The organism is Aureimonas altamirensis (assembly GCF_023702225.1).
In the GTDB taxonomy this organism is placed as follows: domain Bacteria; phylum Pseudomonadota; class Alphaproteobacteria; order Rhizobiales; family Rhizobiaceae; genus Aureimonas; species Aureimonas altamirensis_B.
Window position 1 is genome coordinate 242,175 of the sequence record NZ_JAMQCO010000007.1, and the last position, 14,104, is coordinate 256,278.

A 14,104-nucleotide genomic window follows, 5' to 3' on the forward strand; every position below is an offset into this window, starting at 1 on the left:
AATTTTCGGTTAACGGCTTCAACTTTCGATTGACATTCACGAACTATAACAAACATTAATATCAGTCGAAGGGAGGCCCATATGTACGAACTCAACTGTTCAGGCGTCATACCCGGATGCAATCGCGTTATTCGAGCTGAAAGCCAGGCGGAGGTGATCCGCCGGGCCGTGGTGCAGGCCAAGCAGCTCGGAGTCGACACGATCACGCCGACGATGATGGATGCTTTCCGCACGAACGTGCACGAGATGCCGCTTCATTGATCGGCTTGGGGCCTCGGCCGAGGCTCACAGATCCGTACGAAAGTCGAAACGGGCCCTTGCGGCCCGTTTTTGTCATCCGGCGTCTTCTCCGGGCGATGCACCCTGCTCCAGGCTGCGCAGAAGCGTTTCACGGTCGGCTGTCAGGCCGCTGTCCAGCCATATGCGCCGCAGCCGCGCAAGGGCCTGCCCGACGGCCTTGCCGGGCGGTATGCCGGCGGCTTGTACATCCTCGCCGTCGATCGGAAAGACTGCGGGCTCGAAAGTTTCCAGAGCATGCAGCAGACGTCGCCGCGCCGACGCTGTCTCGCCGGACGTCTCCCGGCTCGCCGTCGCGATGTCCAGGCGCAGCCGATCGGCCAGCGCCTGCCGATCGCCGTCCTGCAGCATCGCCCTCCATGTCCCGTCCGAAGTATCGGCTGCAACGGTCGACGTCATCGCGAACGCCTGCAGGCGCTTGCGCTCCGCATTGGACAGGCGCAGGCGTCGCGCCATCTCGGTTACGCGGGCCCCGTCCGGGGGTATCATGGCCATCAGGCGCACCATCGGGTCCGCAGCCCAGACCAGCTCATGCTCGGCCTGCACCAGCGGATGGATGGTATCGATGCCCCATTTCTCCGTTTCCGGCAGAATGGCCGTCAGCACTCCGGCCTGCCGCATCCAGAGCAGCGCGCGGGACGGATCGGGCGCGGACAGGAGCTTCTTCATCTCGCCCCAGACGCGCTCGGCCGACAGGGTCTTCAATCCGTCGCGCAACCGTGCAGTGGCGCGCAGGGCATCGGCGTCGGGCCTGCCCTTGCCGTACCAGGCATAGAACCGGAAAAACCGCAGGCTGCGCAGATAGTCTTCTCGAATCCTCAGCTCCGCGTCGCCGATGAAGCGAAGCGTTTGCGTCTCCAGATCGGCAAGGCCGCCCACATAATCGTAGACCGTCCCGCCGGCATCCGCATAGAGCGCGTTGATGGTGAAGTCCCGGCGCTCGGCATCGACCTTCCAGTCGCGTCCGAAGGCGACCTTGGCGTGGCGGCCATCGCTTTCGGTATCACGGCGCAGCGTGGTCACCTCGAACGCGCGGCCGTCGCGGACCAGCGTGACGGTGCCATGGTCGACGCCCGTCGGAACGGGCTTGAAGCCCGCCTCCGCAGCGAGGCGCATCGTCTCGCGCGGGGTGGTCGTGGTGGCGATGTCGACATCCGTGATCGGATATCCGAGATAGTGGTTCCGGATCGCGCCGCCCACGATCCGGGCTTCCTCCTCGCCCTGCCCAAGTGCCTGCAGGGCTGCCTGGACGGCAGGATCCTGCAGCCAGGCGGCGTCGATCGGGCTCGTCATGCGTAGTACCTCTCATAGAGCGACCGGAGGATGCCCGCCGTGACGCCCCAAATGTATCGATCCCCGAAGGGCATGGTATAGAAGGTGCGGGCCACGCCGCGCCATTCGCGGCTTTCCAGCCGGTGGTTGGCGGCATCCATCAGGAATGCCAGGGGCACCTCGAAAGCGTCATCCACCTCGTCGGGATTGAGCTTCAGGCCGAAGCCCGGCCTGACGATCGAGAGCACCGGCACGATACGATAGCCGGTGCTGGACAGATAGGACGGCAAACGGCCGAGCGTCTCGACATGGGACGCGGGCAGCCCGATCTCCTCCTCGGCTTCGCGCAGCGCCGCGGCCTCGGGGGATTGATCATCCGGATCCACCACTCCGCCCGGAAAGGCGATCTGTCCCGAATGCTTTCGCAACGCCGCCGAGCGCGTCGTCAGGAGTATGCTTGCCTCCTCAGCCCGCGCGACGATCGGCACCAGGACCGCGGCCTCGCGCGTTGCGGCGGCGCCCACCATTGCCTCCGTACCCGGGTTCAGCACGTGATCCCCCTGGAAGGGCGACGCATCGCCGATCGCTCCACGCATGGCGACGCGCCGGCGAAAGTCGTCGGCGGTCAGCGGATGGCATCCGGCGGCGCTTCTCACGATGCGGCCGGCCGAGGTTGGAAACGCACGCCGCCCGACATCAAATAGGGCCCCTTCTCGTCCTCCTCGAGCAGACCGGCCAGCTCGAAAGCGACCGGCCGCGTCAGCCGCGCTTCCAGCCGGCCCCGCACGGTGACATAGGGAACGAAGCCGTCGGGCCCGCCGCCGAAGCGGATCGGATGCTCGGTTCCGGCGCGCACGACGTCGCCCATATTGGTCCGGAACGTCAGCACGGGGCGCCCATCGGGATCTTCCACCGCCATCTCCACTGCCAGGAACGGGGCGTCCTCGACCGTGATCCGCAACCGTTCGGCCGGGGTGACCAGATAGGTCTCGCCATCCTCGTCCTTGCGCAGAACGGTCGAGAACAGGTGCACCAGCTCCGGCCGGCCGATCACGGTTCCTTCATGGACCCAGCGCCCGTCCGCCCGGATCACGATGTCGATATCGCCGCAATGCGCCGGATGCCATCGCTCGACAGGCGGCGCGGATGCATCCGCCCGTTCGGCGCGGGCCATCAGCGCCGCAAGCCCCGTCACCGTTCCTGCACCGTCGTCGCCCACTCCGCCTCCTCGATCATGCCGGTTCGGCCCGTCTTATTTTGGCCGGGCTTGCCCGTCACCACATAGTTCCGAAGCGCCGGGCTTGCCAGATGGCGCGCAGCCCGTTTTCATGGGCTGGCCGACCCCCGCAACGGAGACCGTCCGATGACCCTTCTGGAGCCGCAGAACCCCGTTGCCGACATGAAGGCGGTCGAAGCCATGGCCGAATCGGCGCTTGCCGACATCGCCGGCATACGCGCGTCCGTCGGCCGCGCGATCTTCGGCCAGGAGCAGGTGGTCGAGCAGACGCTGGTGGCGATCCTTGCGGGGGGCCACGCGCTGCTGGTCGGCGTTCCGGGCCTCGCCAAGACGCGGCTGGTCGAAACGCTCGGCGTCGCGCTGGGCCTCGACGGCAAGCGCATCCAGTTCACACCCGATCTGATGCCCTCCGATATCGTCGGCTCCGAGGTGCTGGACCAGGACGAGTCGGGGCGCCGCAGCTTCCGGTTCATCCGCGGACCGGTCTTCGCCCAGTTGCTGATGGCCGACGAAATCAATCGGGCCAGCCCGCGCACGCAATCCGCGCTGCTGCAGGCCATGCAGGAATACCACGTCACCGTTGCCGGCGAACGGCACGACCTGCCGTCTCCCTTCCACGTCCTGGCCACGCAGAACCCGCTGGAGCAGGAGGGCACCTATCCGCTGCCCGAGGCCCAGCTGGACCGGTTCCTGATGCAGGTCGACGTGCACTATCCCGACCTTGCCGCCGAACGACGTATCCTGCTTGCCACCACGGGCGTCAGCGAAGACAGGGCCGAGCCGGTGATAGCCGCGGAGCGCCTGCGCGAAATCCAGAGGCTGGTGCGCCAGATGCCGGTGTCGGAAAGCGTGGTCGAGGCCATCCTCTCGCTGGTGCGTTCGGCACGCCCCGGCCACGGAAGCGCCGAGGCGGACTCGCATATCGCATGGGGCCCCGGCCCACGCGCCAGCCAGGCGCTGATGACCTGCGTGCGCGCCCGGGCGCTGTACGAAGGCCGCTTCGCACCCTCGATCGACGACGTGCGCGCGCTGGCCGAGCCCATCCTGCAACATCGAATGGCCCTGAACTTCGCCGCTCGCGCCGAAGGGATGGGCGTCAGGGACGTCATCGTCGCGCTCAAGCGCAGCATCGCCTGATCGGGCGTCCGGCAACCGGTTTCGAAAGGCAGCGCATGGCGGCCATCGGCAAAGCGCACCCCCTGACGGACAGCCAGTCCGCATTGCTGCGCGCCCGCCAGCGCGCGGCCCTGATGCCGGACCTGCTGGTGGAGGCGCGCCGCATCGTCGCCACCGTCACCGCGGGCTGGCACGGACGCCGCCGTCGCGGCGCGGGCGAAAACTTCTGGCAGTTCCGCCCCTTCGTCGAAGGCGAACCGGTTTCGCGCATCGATTGGCGCCGTTCCGCCCGCGACGATCATGTCTACCTGCGGGACCGGGAATGGGAGGCGGCGCACACCGTCTGGCTATGGGCCGACCCCTCCCCCTCGATGATGTACCAGTCGCGCTCGGCCGCCGTTTCGAAGGAATCGCGCGCGCTCGTCCTGGTTCTGGCGCTGGCCGAGCTTCTGGCCCGGGCCGGAGAGCGGATCGGATATCCGGGCGTCCTGCAACCGGTATCGGCGCGCAACGCCGCCGAGCGGATCGCGGCGGCGCTGATGACGCATCGTCCGCATGGCAGCTTCCCGGAGGCGCATTTCCGGCGTTTCAGCGAGATCGTCATCGCCAGCGACTTTCTCGACCCGCTCCCTGAGCTCATGGATCGGATCGACCTCCTGGCGCGACGCGGCATGCGCGGGCACCTGATCGAGATCTACGATCCGGCGGAAGAAGACTTCCCCTATGCCGGCCGCACCGAATTCCGGGATCCGGAAAGCGGGCAGCGCCTGACGGCGGGGCGCGCCGAAGCCCTGAAGGAAGAGTATGGACGCCTGTATGCGGCGCACCGCAGCACCTTGTCCGATCACTGCCGACGCCTGGGCTGGAGCTTCGTCTCGCACCGCACCGACCGGCTCGCCTCGGAAGCGCTGGTTGCCATCCACGGCCGTCTCGGCGGTCTGCCGCAGACCCAACGATCGGCAGGCTAGATGGGCGGTCTCGCACTCTCTTTCGGCGCTCCCCTCGTGCTGTTCGGGCTGGTCGCATTGCCGATCATCTGGTGGCTGTTGCGCCTGACGCCGCCGCAACCGGAAACAGAGGCCTTCCCGCCGTTCCGCATCCTGCAGCGCGTGCTCAAGACCGAGGAGACGCCGGCCCGCAGTCCGTGGTGGCTGACCCTTTTGCGGCTGCTTCTGGCGGCGCTCGTCATCCTGGCCCTGGCCGCCCCGGTCCTGAACCCCAGGGAGGCGCTCCTGCGCGGAGAGGGGCCGCTGGGCGTGATGCTGGACAATGGCTGGGCCAGCGCTACGCAATTCGACGCCATGCGCGACAACGCCGCCGCATTGGTACGGGAGGCCGGAGAGGCAGGCCGGCCCGTTTCGCTGGTGCTGACGGCAGAGGACGCCTCCGACGACGCCAGCCCGACGGAGGCGGCCACGGCGCTGGAGCGCCTCGGCGCCGCGCAGGCGCGCCCCGTGCCTGTGCAACGGCTGGCTGCCGCGGAACGCCTTGCCACCGCGCTTCGGGGACAGCCCGGCGTTACGCTGGCGCTCCTGACCGACGGCCTCGAAAGCGCGGATCGGGCAGACGCGATGGAGAGGCTGTCCGGCGTCGGCGCCGCGCAGGTGCTGGCGTTCCAGGCCGAAACGGGCGGCCTCGTCGGGCTGACGGCGGCCGACAACGCCACAGATGCCCTTACCGTCGCGGCGGTCCGCCCGACGGGCGACGCCGTGCCCGCACGGACGCTGCGGGCACTGGACCGCCAGTCGCGGGAGATCGGGCGCGCGCCGCTTGCTTTCGACACCGGCGCAACCGGCGCCGTCGCCCGTTTCGACATTCCCGTAGAGCTGCGCAACGACGTCGCGCGCATCGAACTGGCCAGCAATCTCGATGCCGGCTCGGTCCGGCTGGTGGACGACAGCTTCCAGCGGCGGCGCGTGGGCCTCATATCCGGCGAACCGCTCGACCTGGCCCAGCCGCTTCTGTCACCGCTCTACTACATTACCCGGGCACTCGAGCCCTTCGCGGATCTGGTACAGGCCGAGAGCGCCGATCTGGCGACCTCGGTGCCGGCCATGGTGCGCGGCAACCCCTCGGTCATCGTGCTGGCCGATATCGGGGTTCTGCCCGCCGCCGCCGAGACGGCGCTGACCTCCTATGTCGAGGCCGGCGGAACGCTGCTGCGCTTTGCGGGACCGCGCCTTGCTGCGTCCACCGCAGACGACCAGCTCGTACCGGTGCGCCTGCGCGGCGGCGAGCGCCAGCTCGGCGGGGCGCTGTCCTGGTCGGAGCCGCAGGCTCTCGCCCCCATGGCGGACGACAGCCCCTTCGCCGATATCGCCATTCCGGACGATGTCACCGTGACGCGGCAGATCCTGGCCGAGCCCTCGGTGGAGCTGGCCGACCGCACCTGGGCCAGCCTCGCCGACGGCACGCCCATCGTCACCGCCGACACGCGCGGGGCGGGGCGCATCATCCTGTTCCACACCACCGCCGAGGCCACCTGGTCCAACCTGCCCATATCCGGCGCTTTCGTCGACATGCTCCGCCGCATCGTGACATTGTCGCGCGCCGGCGCCGCCACCGCCGCCGCCGATGCACGCGAGGCCACCTATCCCCCCTATCTCATGCTCGACGCCGACGGGCTCCTCGTGCCGCCGGACAACACGGTCCGCCCGCTGACCGTATCAGCCGAAGGGCTTCCCCCCGTCACGCGGGAGCATCCGCCCGCTCTCTATGGCTCCGAAGAGGGATATGTGGCGTTGAACCTTCTTCCGCGCGAAGCGACATTGTCGCCGATCGGCGACCTCGCCGCCGCCGGTCCGCTCGAAGCGCGGGCCTATGGTGGGGCGGAAAGCACCAGCCTGACGCCGTGGCTGTTCGCGGCGGCGCTGCTTCTGTTTGCGCTCGACGCGCTGGCGCTGATCTGGCTGCAGGGTGGATTGCGGCGCCTGTTCGCGCCGGGGCGCTGGCGCCGCCCGGCGACGCTGCCGCTCGTCCTTGCGGCGGCGATCATGCTGCTGCCGTCGATCGGGCATGCACAGCAGGCCGATGACCCGGCGCGCGCCGGGCTCGAAGGCTACGATGCCGAAGCGGCCATCGCCGCCACGGCCACGACCCACCTTGCCTATGTGCGCACCGGCGATGCGGCACAGGATGAAATATCCCGGCAGGGCCTGTTCGGCCTTTCGCAGTTCATCGCGGCCAAGACGGCGCTGGAGCCGGGCGAACCCGTCGAGGTGGATATCGCGACCGACGAACTGTCCTTCTACCCGATCCTGTACTGGCCGGTTTCCGCGTCGGCGCCCATGCCGGCAGAGGAAGCGATAAGCCGGGTGGATGCCTACATGAAACAGGGCGGCACCGTGCTGTTCGACGTCGAGGATGGCGGCATGACCGGCCTTTCGGGAACCGCGGTTTCGGATGGACAGCGCCGCCTGCGCGCCATCCTGGCCGATCTGGACATACCCCCGCTGGAGCCGGTCCCGGCCGACCATGTGCTGACCAAGTCCTTCTACATCATGGACAGGTTCCCCGGCCGCTACACCGCGTCCGACCTCTGGGTGGAGGCGCTGGCGCGCTCGGCCGACGCGGAGACGCGGCCTGCGACGGCCGGCGACGGCGTCTCGTCGATCATGATCACCTCGAACGATTTCGCCAGCGCCTGGGCGGTGGATGACACCGGCCTGTTCGTCTACCCCACCGACACGCCCGATCCGGCGCAACGCGACTATGCCTACCGGGCCGGCGTCAACATCGTCATGTATGTGCTGACAGGCAACTACAAGGCCGATCAGGTGCATGTGCCGGCTCTTCTGGAAAGGCTCGGACAATGACCTGGTCCCTGAGCTTCTCGCCCTTCTTTTCCTGGACCGTGCTGGCGCTGATCGCGGCGCCGGCCGTGCTGATCGCGCTTCTGCTGATCGCCGGGCGGTTGCGCGGCGCGCTTCTTCGCGTGGCCGCCATCGCGGCGCTGTTGCTGGCGCTGGCCAATCCGGTGCTGCTGCGCGAAGAGCGCGAGCCCCTGCAAAGCGTCGTATCGCTGGTGGTGGATCGCAGCCAGAGCCAGTCGATCGGCACCCGCACGCGCGAGACCGACGAAGCCGTCGCGCAACTGCGCGCCAGGCTGGCCGAATATCCCGAATTCGACGTCCGCGTGGTGGACGCCAGCCGCCCGGCGGAGGGCAACCAGGATGCCACGACGGCGCTGTTCTCGGCCCTGTCCTCCAGCCTTGCCGACGTCTCGCCGGGGCGGGTCGCGGGCGCGATCATGGTTACCGACGGGCAGGTCCACGACATTCCGGCCAATGCCGCGCAACTGGGATTCGACGCGCCGGTGCATGGCCTGGTCACGGGCCGGCCGGACGAGTTCGACCGCCGCATAGAGATCGTCTCGGCGCCGCGCTTCGGCATCGTGGATCAGCAGCAGACGCTGACCTACCGCGTCGTCGAGGAGGGCGAGAACGCGCCGAGCGCACCCGTCGACGTGCGGGCCTATCTGAACGGCGATCTGGTCGCCCGCCAGAGCGCCGTGCCCGGCCGGGAGACGCAGCTGCCGTTCCAGCTGCCGCGCGCCGGCCACAACATCGTGGAACTCGTCGCGGCGGACAGGCCCGGCGAGATCACCGCCATCAACAACAAGGCCATCGCCGTGGTGGATGGCATCCGCGAAAACCTGCGGGTTCTGCTGGTCTCGGGCGAGCCGCATGCCGGCGAGCGGACCTGGCGCAATCTCCTGAAATCCGACGCGGCGGTCGACCTCGTCCACTTCACCATCCTGCGTCCTCCGGAAAAGCAGGACGGAACCCCCATAGACGAGCTGTCGCTGATCGCCTTCCCGACACGCGAGCTTTTCGTGGAGCGGATCGACGATTTCGACCTCATCATCTTCGATCGCTACCAGCGGCGCGGCGTCCTGCCGACGCTCTATTACGATTACATCGCGCAATATGTGCGCAATGGCGGGGCGATGCTGATCGCCTCCGGGCCGGAATATGCCGGCCTCGATTCCATCGCCAATTCGCCCTTGGCCAGCGTCCTGCCCGCGCTGCCGGAGGGTTCCGTCGAAACAGAGGCGTTCCGCCCCGTCCTGTCCGAACTCGGCCGAAAGCACCCGGTCACCCGGGACCTGCCCGGCGCCGCGCAGACACCCCCAGCCTGGAGCCCATGGTTCCGCATCGTCGATGTGGGCGAGGTCTCGGGCGAGGCGGTCATGAACGGGCCGGAAGGCAAGCCGCTCCTGGTGCTCGACCGTGTGGGCGAAGGGCGCGTCGCCCTGCTCCTGTCCGATCAGGGGTGGCTCTGGTCGCGTGGGTTCGAGGGCGGCGGCCCGCATGTCCCGTTGTTCCGCAGGCTCGCGCACTGGCTGATGAAGGAGCCGGAACTGGAAGAGGAATCGCTCGATGCCGTCGCGCAAGGCAGCACGCTTACCATCACGCGCAATACGATCGGCGACGATCCGGGCCCGGCAACGCTGATCACGCCGTCTGGTGCGGCGCGGACGGTGACGCTTGCGCAGACGGGCGACGGCATCTGGACATCCGATGTGCCGGTGGAGGAACTCGGCCTCTACCAGGTGGCGAACGGCGACCTGCGCGCGCTCGTCAATGTCGGCCCCGCCAACCCGCGCGAGTTCCGCGAGGCCATTTCCACCACCGAAAAGCTGCAGCCGGTGGCAGAGGCGTCACGCGGCAGCGTAAGGCGCATCGCCGATACCGACGGCAACGTCGCCGTTCCGCGCATCGTGCCGATTACCGGGCGGGCCGACGGCGACGGCCGGGACTGGATCGGCTTGAAGACGACCGACGAAACCGTCCTGCGCGGCGTCGAACGCACGCCGCTCTTCGCCGGGTTCCTCGGCCTGGCCGTCCTGCTCATGGCCCTGTCCGCCACATGGTATCGTGAGGGACGCTAACCCTTTTACGGGAGAACGCAACGCATGGCCGACGCTTCTCCCCTTCCCATCTCGCTGGCGCTCCAGGGCGGCGGCGCGCATGGCGCCTTCACCTGGGGTGTCCTCGACCATCTCCTGGAAGATGGCCGCTTTCGCTTCAGCGCCGTCAGCGGCACAAGCGCCGGCGCGCTGAACGCGGCAAGCCTTGCCACCGGCCTCGCCGCCGGCGGCGCGGATGCCGCGCGAAAAAACCTGGAGCACCTTTGGAAAAGCGTATCCGGTTCGTCGCCGCTGGGTGCGGTAGAGCGATCGATGCCCTTCCTGCCGCTGCCGACCACCGTGGTGCACGGCATGCTGGAACGGGTCAAGCTGCTGGGGCAGATGATCTCGCCCTACGACCCGACCATGCCGAGCGGCAATCCGCTCCGCCCGGTGCTGGAGAAGACCATCGATTTTCCGCTGCTGCAGGGGCCCGCCGTCATCCCTACATTCGTTTCGGCCACGCGCGTGGATACCGGGTCGGCCCGCATCTTCACCGGTGCGGAACTGACGATCGACGCCCTGCTTGCCTCAGCGTGCCTGCCCAACCTGTTCCGCGCGGTCGAGATCGACGGGATTTCCTATTGGGACGGCGGCTACATGGGCAACCCGACGCTGACGCCCCTGTTTTCGGAGGCGTTCGCGGCCGATATCCTCATCGTTCAGGTGACCCCGTTCCAGCGCCGGGAGGTGCCGCAGACGGTGGCGGATATCCTGTCGCGCGTGACGGAAATCACCTTCAATTCCAGCCTGCTGCGGGATCTGCGGACACTGACCGAAATCCAGAAGCTGCTGCGTGGGGCAGACGAGGCCAACCCGGCCCTGCGTCGGATCGCACGGCTGCGGCTTCACATGATCGCCGCCAGTCAGGACGTCGCCGAGCGGTCGACCGCCGCCAAGATGGACACGCGCTGGTCCGAATTGTCGGCACTGGCGCAAGCAGGCAGGGAGGCGGCCACCGAGTGGCTCGCAGCCCATGGGGACGACATCGGACGCCGATCCACCGTGGGCCCGATGCTGGAGCCGTTCATTTGAAGCGGACCGTTACCGTGCCGGAAAGCGTATCCACCGAACCTCCATCGAGCGGCAGGACCAATATCCGCGCGGGGTCGACCGGCCCCGGCATGACGATGCTGCCGGGCACGGCCGGCTCGTAGCCGAGCGGCATGTAATATCCCCTGTCGCCCACAAGGAATATGAACGCCTCGCCGGCATCACGGGCGGCATCCGCCGCCATACGCATCAGGGCCTTGCCGACGCCCATCCCCTTGTAGGCCGGACGAACGGCGAGCGGCCCGAGCATGAGCGCGGGCGTGGCCCCGATCAGCACCGGGGTCTGACGGACCGATCCGATCACCTGCCCGTGCAGGCAGGCGACGAAGGAGAGATCGGGCGCATGGGACGCCATCTCCCGCACGCGTGCGGCCGCGCGGGCAAACCGCCCGGGGCCGAAGGCCTCGGCCGAGATATCCTCTATGCAGGCGGCATGCAGGGGGAGTTCGTTGCCGAACGTCAGCTCGGCGGCAAAAGGACGGGAAAGCATGGTGATCCAACACATCTGGCGTGAACGTACACGCCAGAAGCCAGGGCAGGCTCGCCGGCGCGGTCAGTTTGCGGTCTTGGCCGCTTCCAGGCTTCGTCGTCGTAGCACGGGACACCAATTGTCGATCATTCGGTTGACGGTGCTTATCACGGTGCCGGGACTGGCGTCTACCGCCATCCTGCTCATATTCCCTGTCCGACACAGGAGAGACCGCTCATGGGAATGCTGGTTGACGGCGTCTTGCAGGACGTCTGGTACGATACCAAGAAGACGGGCGGCAGCTTCAAGCGCGAGGCAAGCGTCTTCCGCGACTGGATCACCCCCGGCGGAGAGCCGGGGCCGCAAGGACAACGCGGCTTCCCGGCGGAAGCGGGGCGATATCACCTCTATGTATCGCTCGCCTGTCCATGGGCCCATCGCACATTGATCTTCCGCAAGCTGAAGAAGCTCGAGGACGTCATCTCCCTGTCCGTCGTCGACTGGCTGATGGCGGAGAACGGGTGGGAGTTCTCGCAAAGGCCGGGCGCCATACCGGATGGCGTCAACCGGGCCGACAAGCTCTATCAGGTCTACCTGAAGGCCGACCCGGAATTTACCGGCCGCGTCACAGTCCCCGTCCTGTGGGACAAGCGGACGGAAACGATCGTCAGCAACGAATCGTCCGAAATCATTCGCATGTTCAACGACAGCTTCGACGCCTTCGGCGATGCCGGGCTGGATTTCTATCCGCCCCACCTGCGGGCCGCGGTCGACGCCACCAACGATCTTGTCTACGAGGCCGTCAACAACGGCGTCTACAAGTGCGGCTTCGCGACGACGCAGGAGGCCTACGAGGCTCCGTTCCGCAGATTGTTCGAGGTGCTGGACGAGCTGGAGGACCGTCTCGGACGGCAGCGCTACCTTGTCGCGGATCGGCCGACCGAGGCGGACTGGCGGCTCTTCACGACCCTGATCCGCTTCGATCCCGTCTATGTCGGGCACTTCAAGTGCAATCGCCGGCGCCTCGCCGACTACCCCAATCTCTACAATTACATGCTCGAGCTCTATCAATGGCCCGGCGTCGCGGAGACGGTCGATTTCCGGCATATCAAGGGCCACTATTACGAGAGCCACAAAACCATCAACCCGACCGGCATCGTACCCCTGGGGCCCGAACAGCATCTCGACGGGCCGCACGACCGGGACCGGCTTCCGGGCGCGTCACCAGTGCGGGGCTGAGGGCGCGGTTCCGGCAAGCTCGCACAGGCGCGCGCGCGTGGCGGCGGTAACGCCTTCGGGCAAGTCCGACAGCGGGAAGAAGCCGCATTCGGCGATTTCGCCGTCGGCGCGGCGGGGCGCCGTCTGCCGCACGCCGTCCGCACGGTAGAATACGACATGATCCCTGCGCGAGGCGCGGCGGTTGAAGTGCAGCGACACCAGCCGCAGGCCTTCGGGGCAATCGATGTTGCCTTCTTCGGCAAGTTCGCGGCGGGCCGACGCTTCGCAGGTTTCGCCGGGGTCCACGCCGCCGCCCGGAAGATGCCAGCCGGCGATATAGGTGTGCCGTACGAGGAAGACGCGCCCCTCGGCATCGAAGGCCGCGACGCGCGTGCCCAGCGTCATCGGGCGCCTCAGCACGAAAAACAGGTGGAACAGCCGGTCGCCAAGTCTCACGCGCTCTTCACCCCCAGGCTCTTTCCAAAAACCGTCACCCGTCTACATTGCCGCTGATGTTCCGACTCGCCCATCTTTCCGACATCCATCTCGGTCCCCTGCCCGAAGTCTCGTACCGCGAGCTCGCGTCCAAGCGCATTACCGGTTACATCAACTGGCAGCGGAATCGAAAGCGCGCCATGTTCGGCGATACGCTGCTGAACCTCGTCGCCGACATGCGCCAGCACAAGCCAGATCATGTGGCCGTGACCGGAGATCTCGTCAATCTGGCGACCAAGACCGAAGTCGATGGCGCGCGCCTCTGGCTGGAGGATCTGGGCAAGCCCGACTGGGTGTCCCTGGTGCCGGGAAATCACGATGCCTACGTACCCGGCGCCCTCAACCGGGCCTGCCGGGAATGGGACGGCTACATGATCGGCGACGACGGCCTGTCGTTCGACGATCGCCGCTTTCCCTACATGCGGGTGCGCGGCCCCGTCGCCATCATCGGCACATCCAGCGCGGAGGCGACCGCCCCCTTCTTTGCCACCGGCAGTTTCAAGCGCCGGCAGGCCCTGCGGACGGCGCAACTGCTGACGCAGGCCCACGGCCTGGGATTGTTCCGTGTCGTCCTGATCCATCATCCACCCATCCCCGGCGCTGCCGCCTGGTCGAAGCGGCTGATCGGCAAACAGTTCTTCTCGCGCGTGATCCACGATGCCGGGGCGGAACTCGTCCTGCACGGACATACGCATCTGGATACGCTCTACTGGCTCACCGGGCCGGGCGGAGAACGGGTTCCGGTCTGCGGCGTGCCCTCGGCAAGCCAAAGCACCGGCCACGACAAGCCCGCTGCCCGCTACAGCCTGTTCGAGATCGATGGCGGCCCGGGCGAATGGTCGCTTACCCAGCGGGAGCGCGGCTACGGACAGGATGGCCAGGCCATCGGATGGGTGCGGCAGCGCCATCTGCTGGGCGACGGCACGACGGCTGCGATGGAAACCTCCGGCTGACCGTAACCGCGGGGACGGTTTTGTGTTGCGGCATTTCACGAAGCTGTTCTATGGAGATTGCAGCATCAATCACCAAGGCCGGC

The 14,104-nt window shown here is 67.5% G+C and carries 13 protein-coding genes; 8 read left to right on the forward strand and 5 right to left on the reverse strand.

All coding sequences use genetic code 11. From position 1 onward, the window contains the following. Positions 1 to 81: 81 nt before the first annotated feature. The gene (locus NDN16_RS13540) at positions 82 to 261 is read left to right on the forward strand and encodes a DUF1059 domain-containing protein (protein ID WP_251114106.1); all 180 of its coding nucleotides are present in this window, start codon (positions 82 to 84) and stop codon (positions 259 to 261) included. 72 nt (positions 262 to 333) lie between these two features. Here the strand turns inward: NDN16_RS13540 and NDN16_RS13545 are convergent, their stop codons facing one another. Genes NDN16_RS13545 through NDN16_RS13555 form a run of 3 tightly spaced genes read right to left on the reverse strand, consistent with a single transcriptional unit; the run spans position 334 to position 2,743 of the window. After that, positions 334 to 1,590, reverse strand: coding sequence for a CCA tRNA nucleotidyltransferase (locus tag NDN16_RS13545; protein WP_251114107.1), 1,257 nt, complete (start codon positions 1,588 to 1,590; stop codon positions 334 to 336). Next, positions 1,587 to 2,228, reverse strand: a complete 642-nt coding sequence (locus NDN16_RS13550) for a CoA pyrophosphatase (protein ID WP_435301104.1) — start codon at positions 2,226 to 2,228, stop codon at positions 1,587 to 1,589. Before NDN16_RS13550 ends, NDN16_RS13545 begins: the two co-directional genes overlap by 4 nt. Then, positions 2,222 to 2,743 (reverse strand): DUF1285 domain-containing protein, encoded by a 522-nt coding sequence (locus tag NDN16_RS13555; protein WP_251114161.1) that lies wholly within the window; start codon positions 2,741 to 2,743, stop codon positions 2,222 to 2,224. The genes NDN16_RS13550 and NDN16_RS13555 overlap by 7 nt, the downstream gene beginning before the upstream one ends. Positions 2,744 to 2,932: 189 nt before the next feature. Here NDN16_RS13555 and NDN16_RS13560 point away from each other — a divergent pair, with 189 nt between their 5' ends. Genes NDN16_RS13560 through NDN16_RS13580 form a run of 5 tightly spaced genes read left to right on the forward strand, consistent with a single transcriptional unit; the run spans position 2,933 to position 10,868 of the window. Continuing rightward, positions 2,933 to 3,943 carry an AAA family ATPase gene (locus tag NDN16_RS13560; protein ID WP_251114108.1) on the forward strand — a complete coding sequence of 337 codons (1,011 nt, stop codon included), beginning with the start codon at positions 2,933 to 2,935 and terminating at the stop codon, positions 3,941 to 3,943. Positions 3,944 to 3,978: 35 nt separating this feature from the next. Then, positions 3,979 to 4,890 (forward strand): DUF58 domain-containing protein, encoded by a 912-nt coding sequence (locus NDN16_RS13565; RefSeq protein ID WP_251114109.1) that lies wholly within the window; start codon positions 3,979 to 3,981, stop codon positions 4,888 to 4,890. Beyond that, the gene (locus NDN16_RS13570) at positions 4,891 to 7,737 is read left to right on the forward strand and encodes a DUF4159 domain-containing protein (RefSeq protein ID WP_251114110.1); all 2,847 of its coding nucleotides are present in this window, start codon (positions 4,891 to 4,893) and stop codon (positions 7,735 to 7,737) included. Continuing rightward, on the forward strand, positions 7,734 to 9,815 hold the full coding sequence (locus NDN16_RS13575) for a hypothetical protein (protein ID WP_251114111.1): 2,082 nt from the start codon (positions 7,734 to 7,736) through the stop codon (positions 9,813 to 9,815). Before NDN16_RS13570 ends, NDN16_RS13575 begins: the two co-directional genes overlap by 4 nt. Before the next feature lie 24 nt (positions 9,816 to 9,839). Next, positions 9,840 to 10,868 carry a patatin-like phospholipase family protein gene (locus tag NDN16_RS13580; protein ID WP_251114112.1) on the forward strand — a complete coding sequence of 343 codons (1,029 nt, stop codon included), beginning with the start codon at positions 9,840 to 9,842 and terminating at the stop codon, positions 10,866 to 10,868. On the opposite strand, the gene NDN16_RS13585 is transcribed toward NDN16_RS13580, so the two are convergent. Continuing rightward, positions 10,861 to 11,376, reverse strand: a complete 516-nt coding sequence (locus tag NDN16_RS13585; protein WP_251114113.1) for a GNAT family N-acetyltransferase — start codon at positions 11,374 to 11,376, stop codon at positions 10,861 to 10,863. The genes NDN16_RS13580 and NDN16_RS13585 overlap by 8 nt on opposite strands. 216 nt (positions 11,377 to 11,592) lie before the next feature. On the opposite strand from NDN16_RS13585, the gene NDN16_RS13590 reads away from it, so the two are divergent. Further along, positions 11,593 to 12,594 (forward strand): glutathione S-transferase family protein, encoded by a 1,002-nt coding sequence (locus NDN16_RS13590; protein WP_251114114.1) that lies wholly within the window; start codon positions 11,593 to 11,595, stop codon positions 12,592 to 12,594. On the opposite strand, the gene NDN16_RS13595 is transcribed toward NDN16_RS13590, so the two are convergent. Further along, on the reverse strand, positions 12,577 to 13,029 hold the full coding sequence (locus NDN16_RS13595) for an NUDIX domain-containing protein (protein WP_251114115.1): 453 nt from the start codon (positions 13,027 to 13,029) through the stop codon (positions 12,577 to 12,579). The two genes, NDN16_RS13590 and NDN16_RS13595, sit on opposite strands and share 18 nt — an antisense overlap. A gap of 56 nt (positions 13,030 to 13,085) precedes the next feature. Here NDN16_RS13595 and NDN16_RS13600 point away from each other — a divergent pair, with 56 nt between their 5' ends. Further along, entirely contained in the window at positions 13,086 to 14,021 is a 936-nt protein-coding gene (locus NDN16_RS13600) for a metallophosphoesterase family protein (RefSeq protein WP_251114116.1), read from the forward strand. Positions 14,022 to 14,104 lie beyond the last annotated feature (83 nt).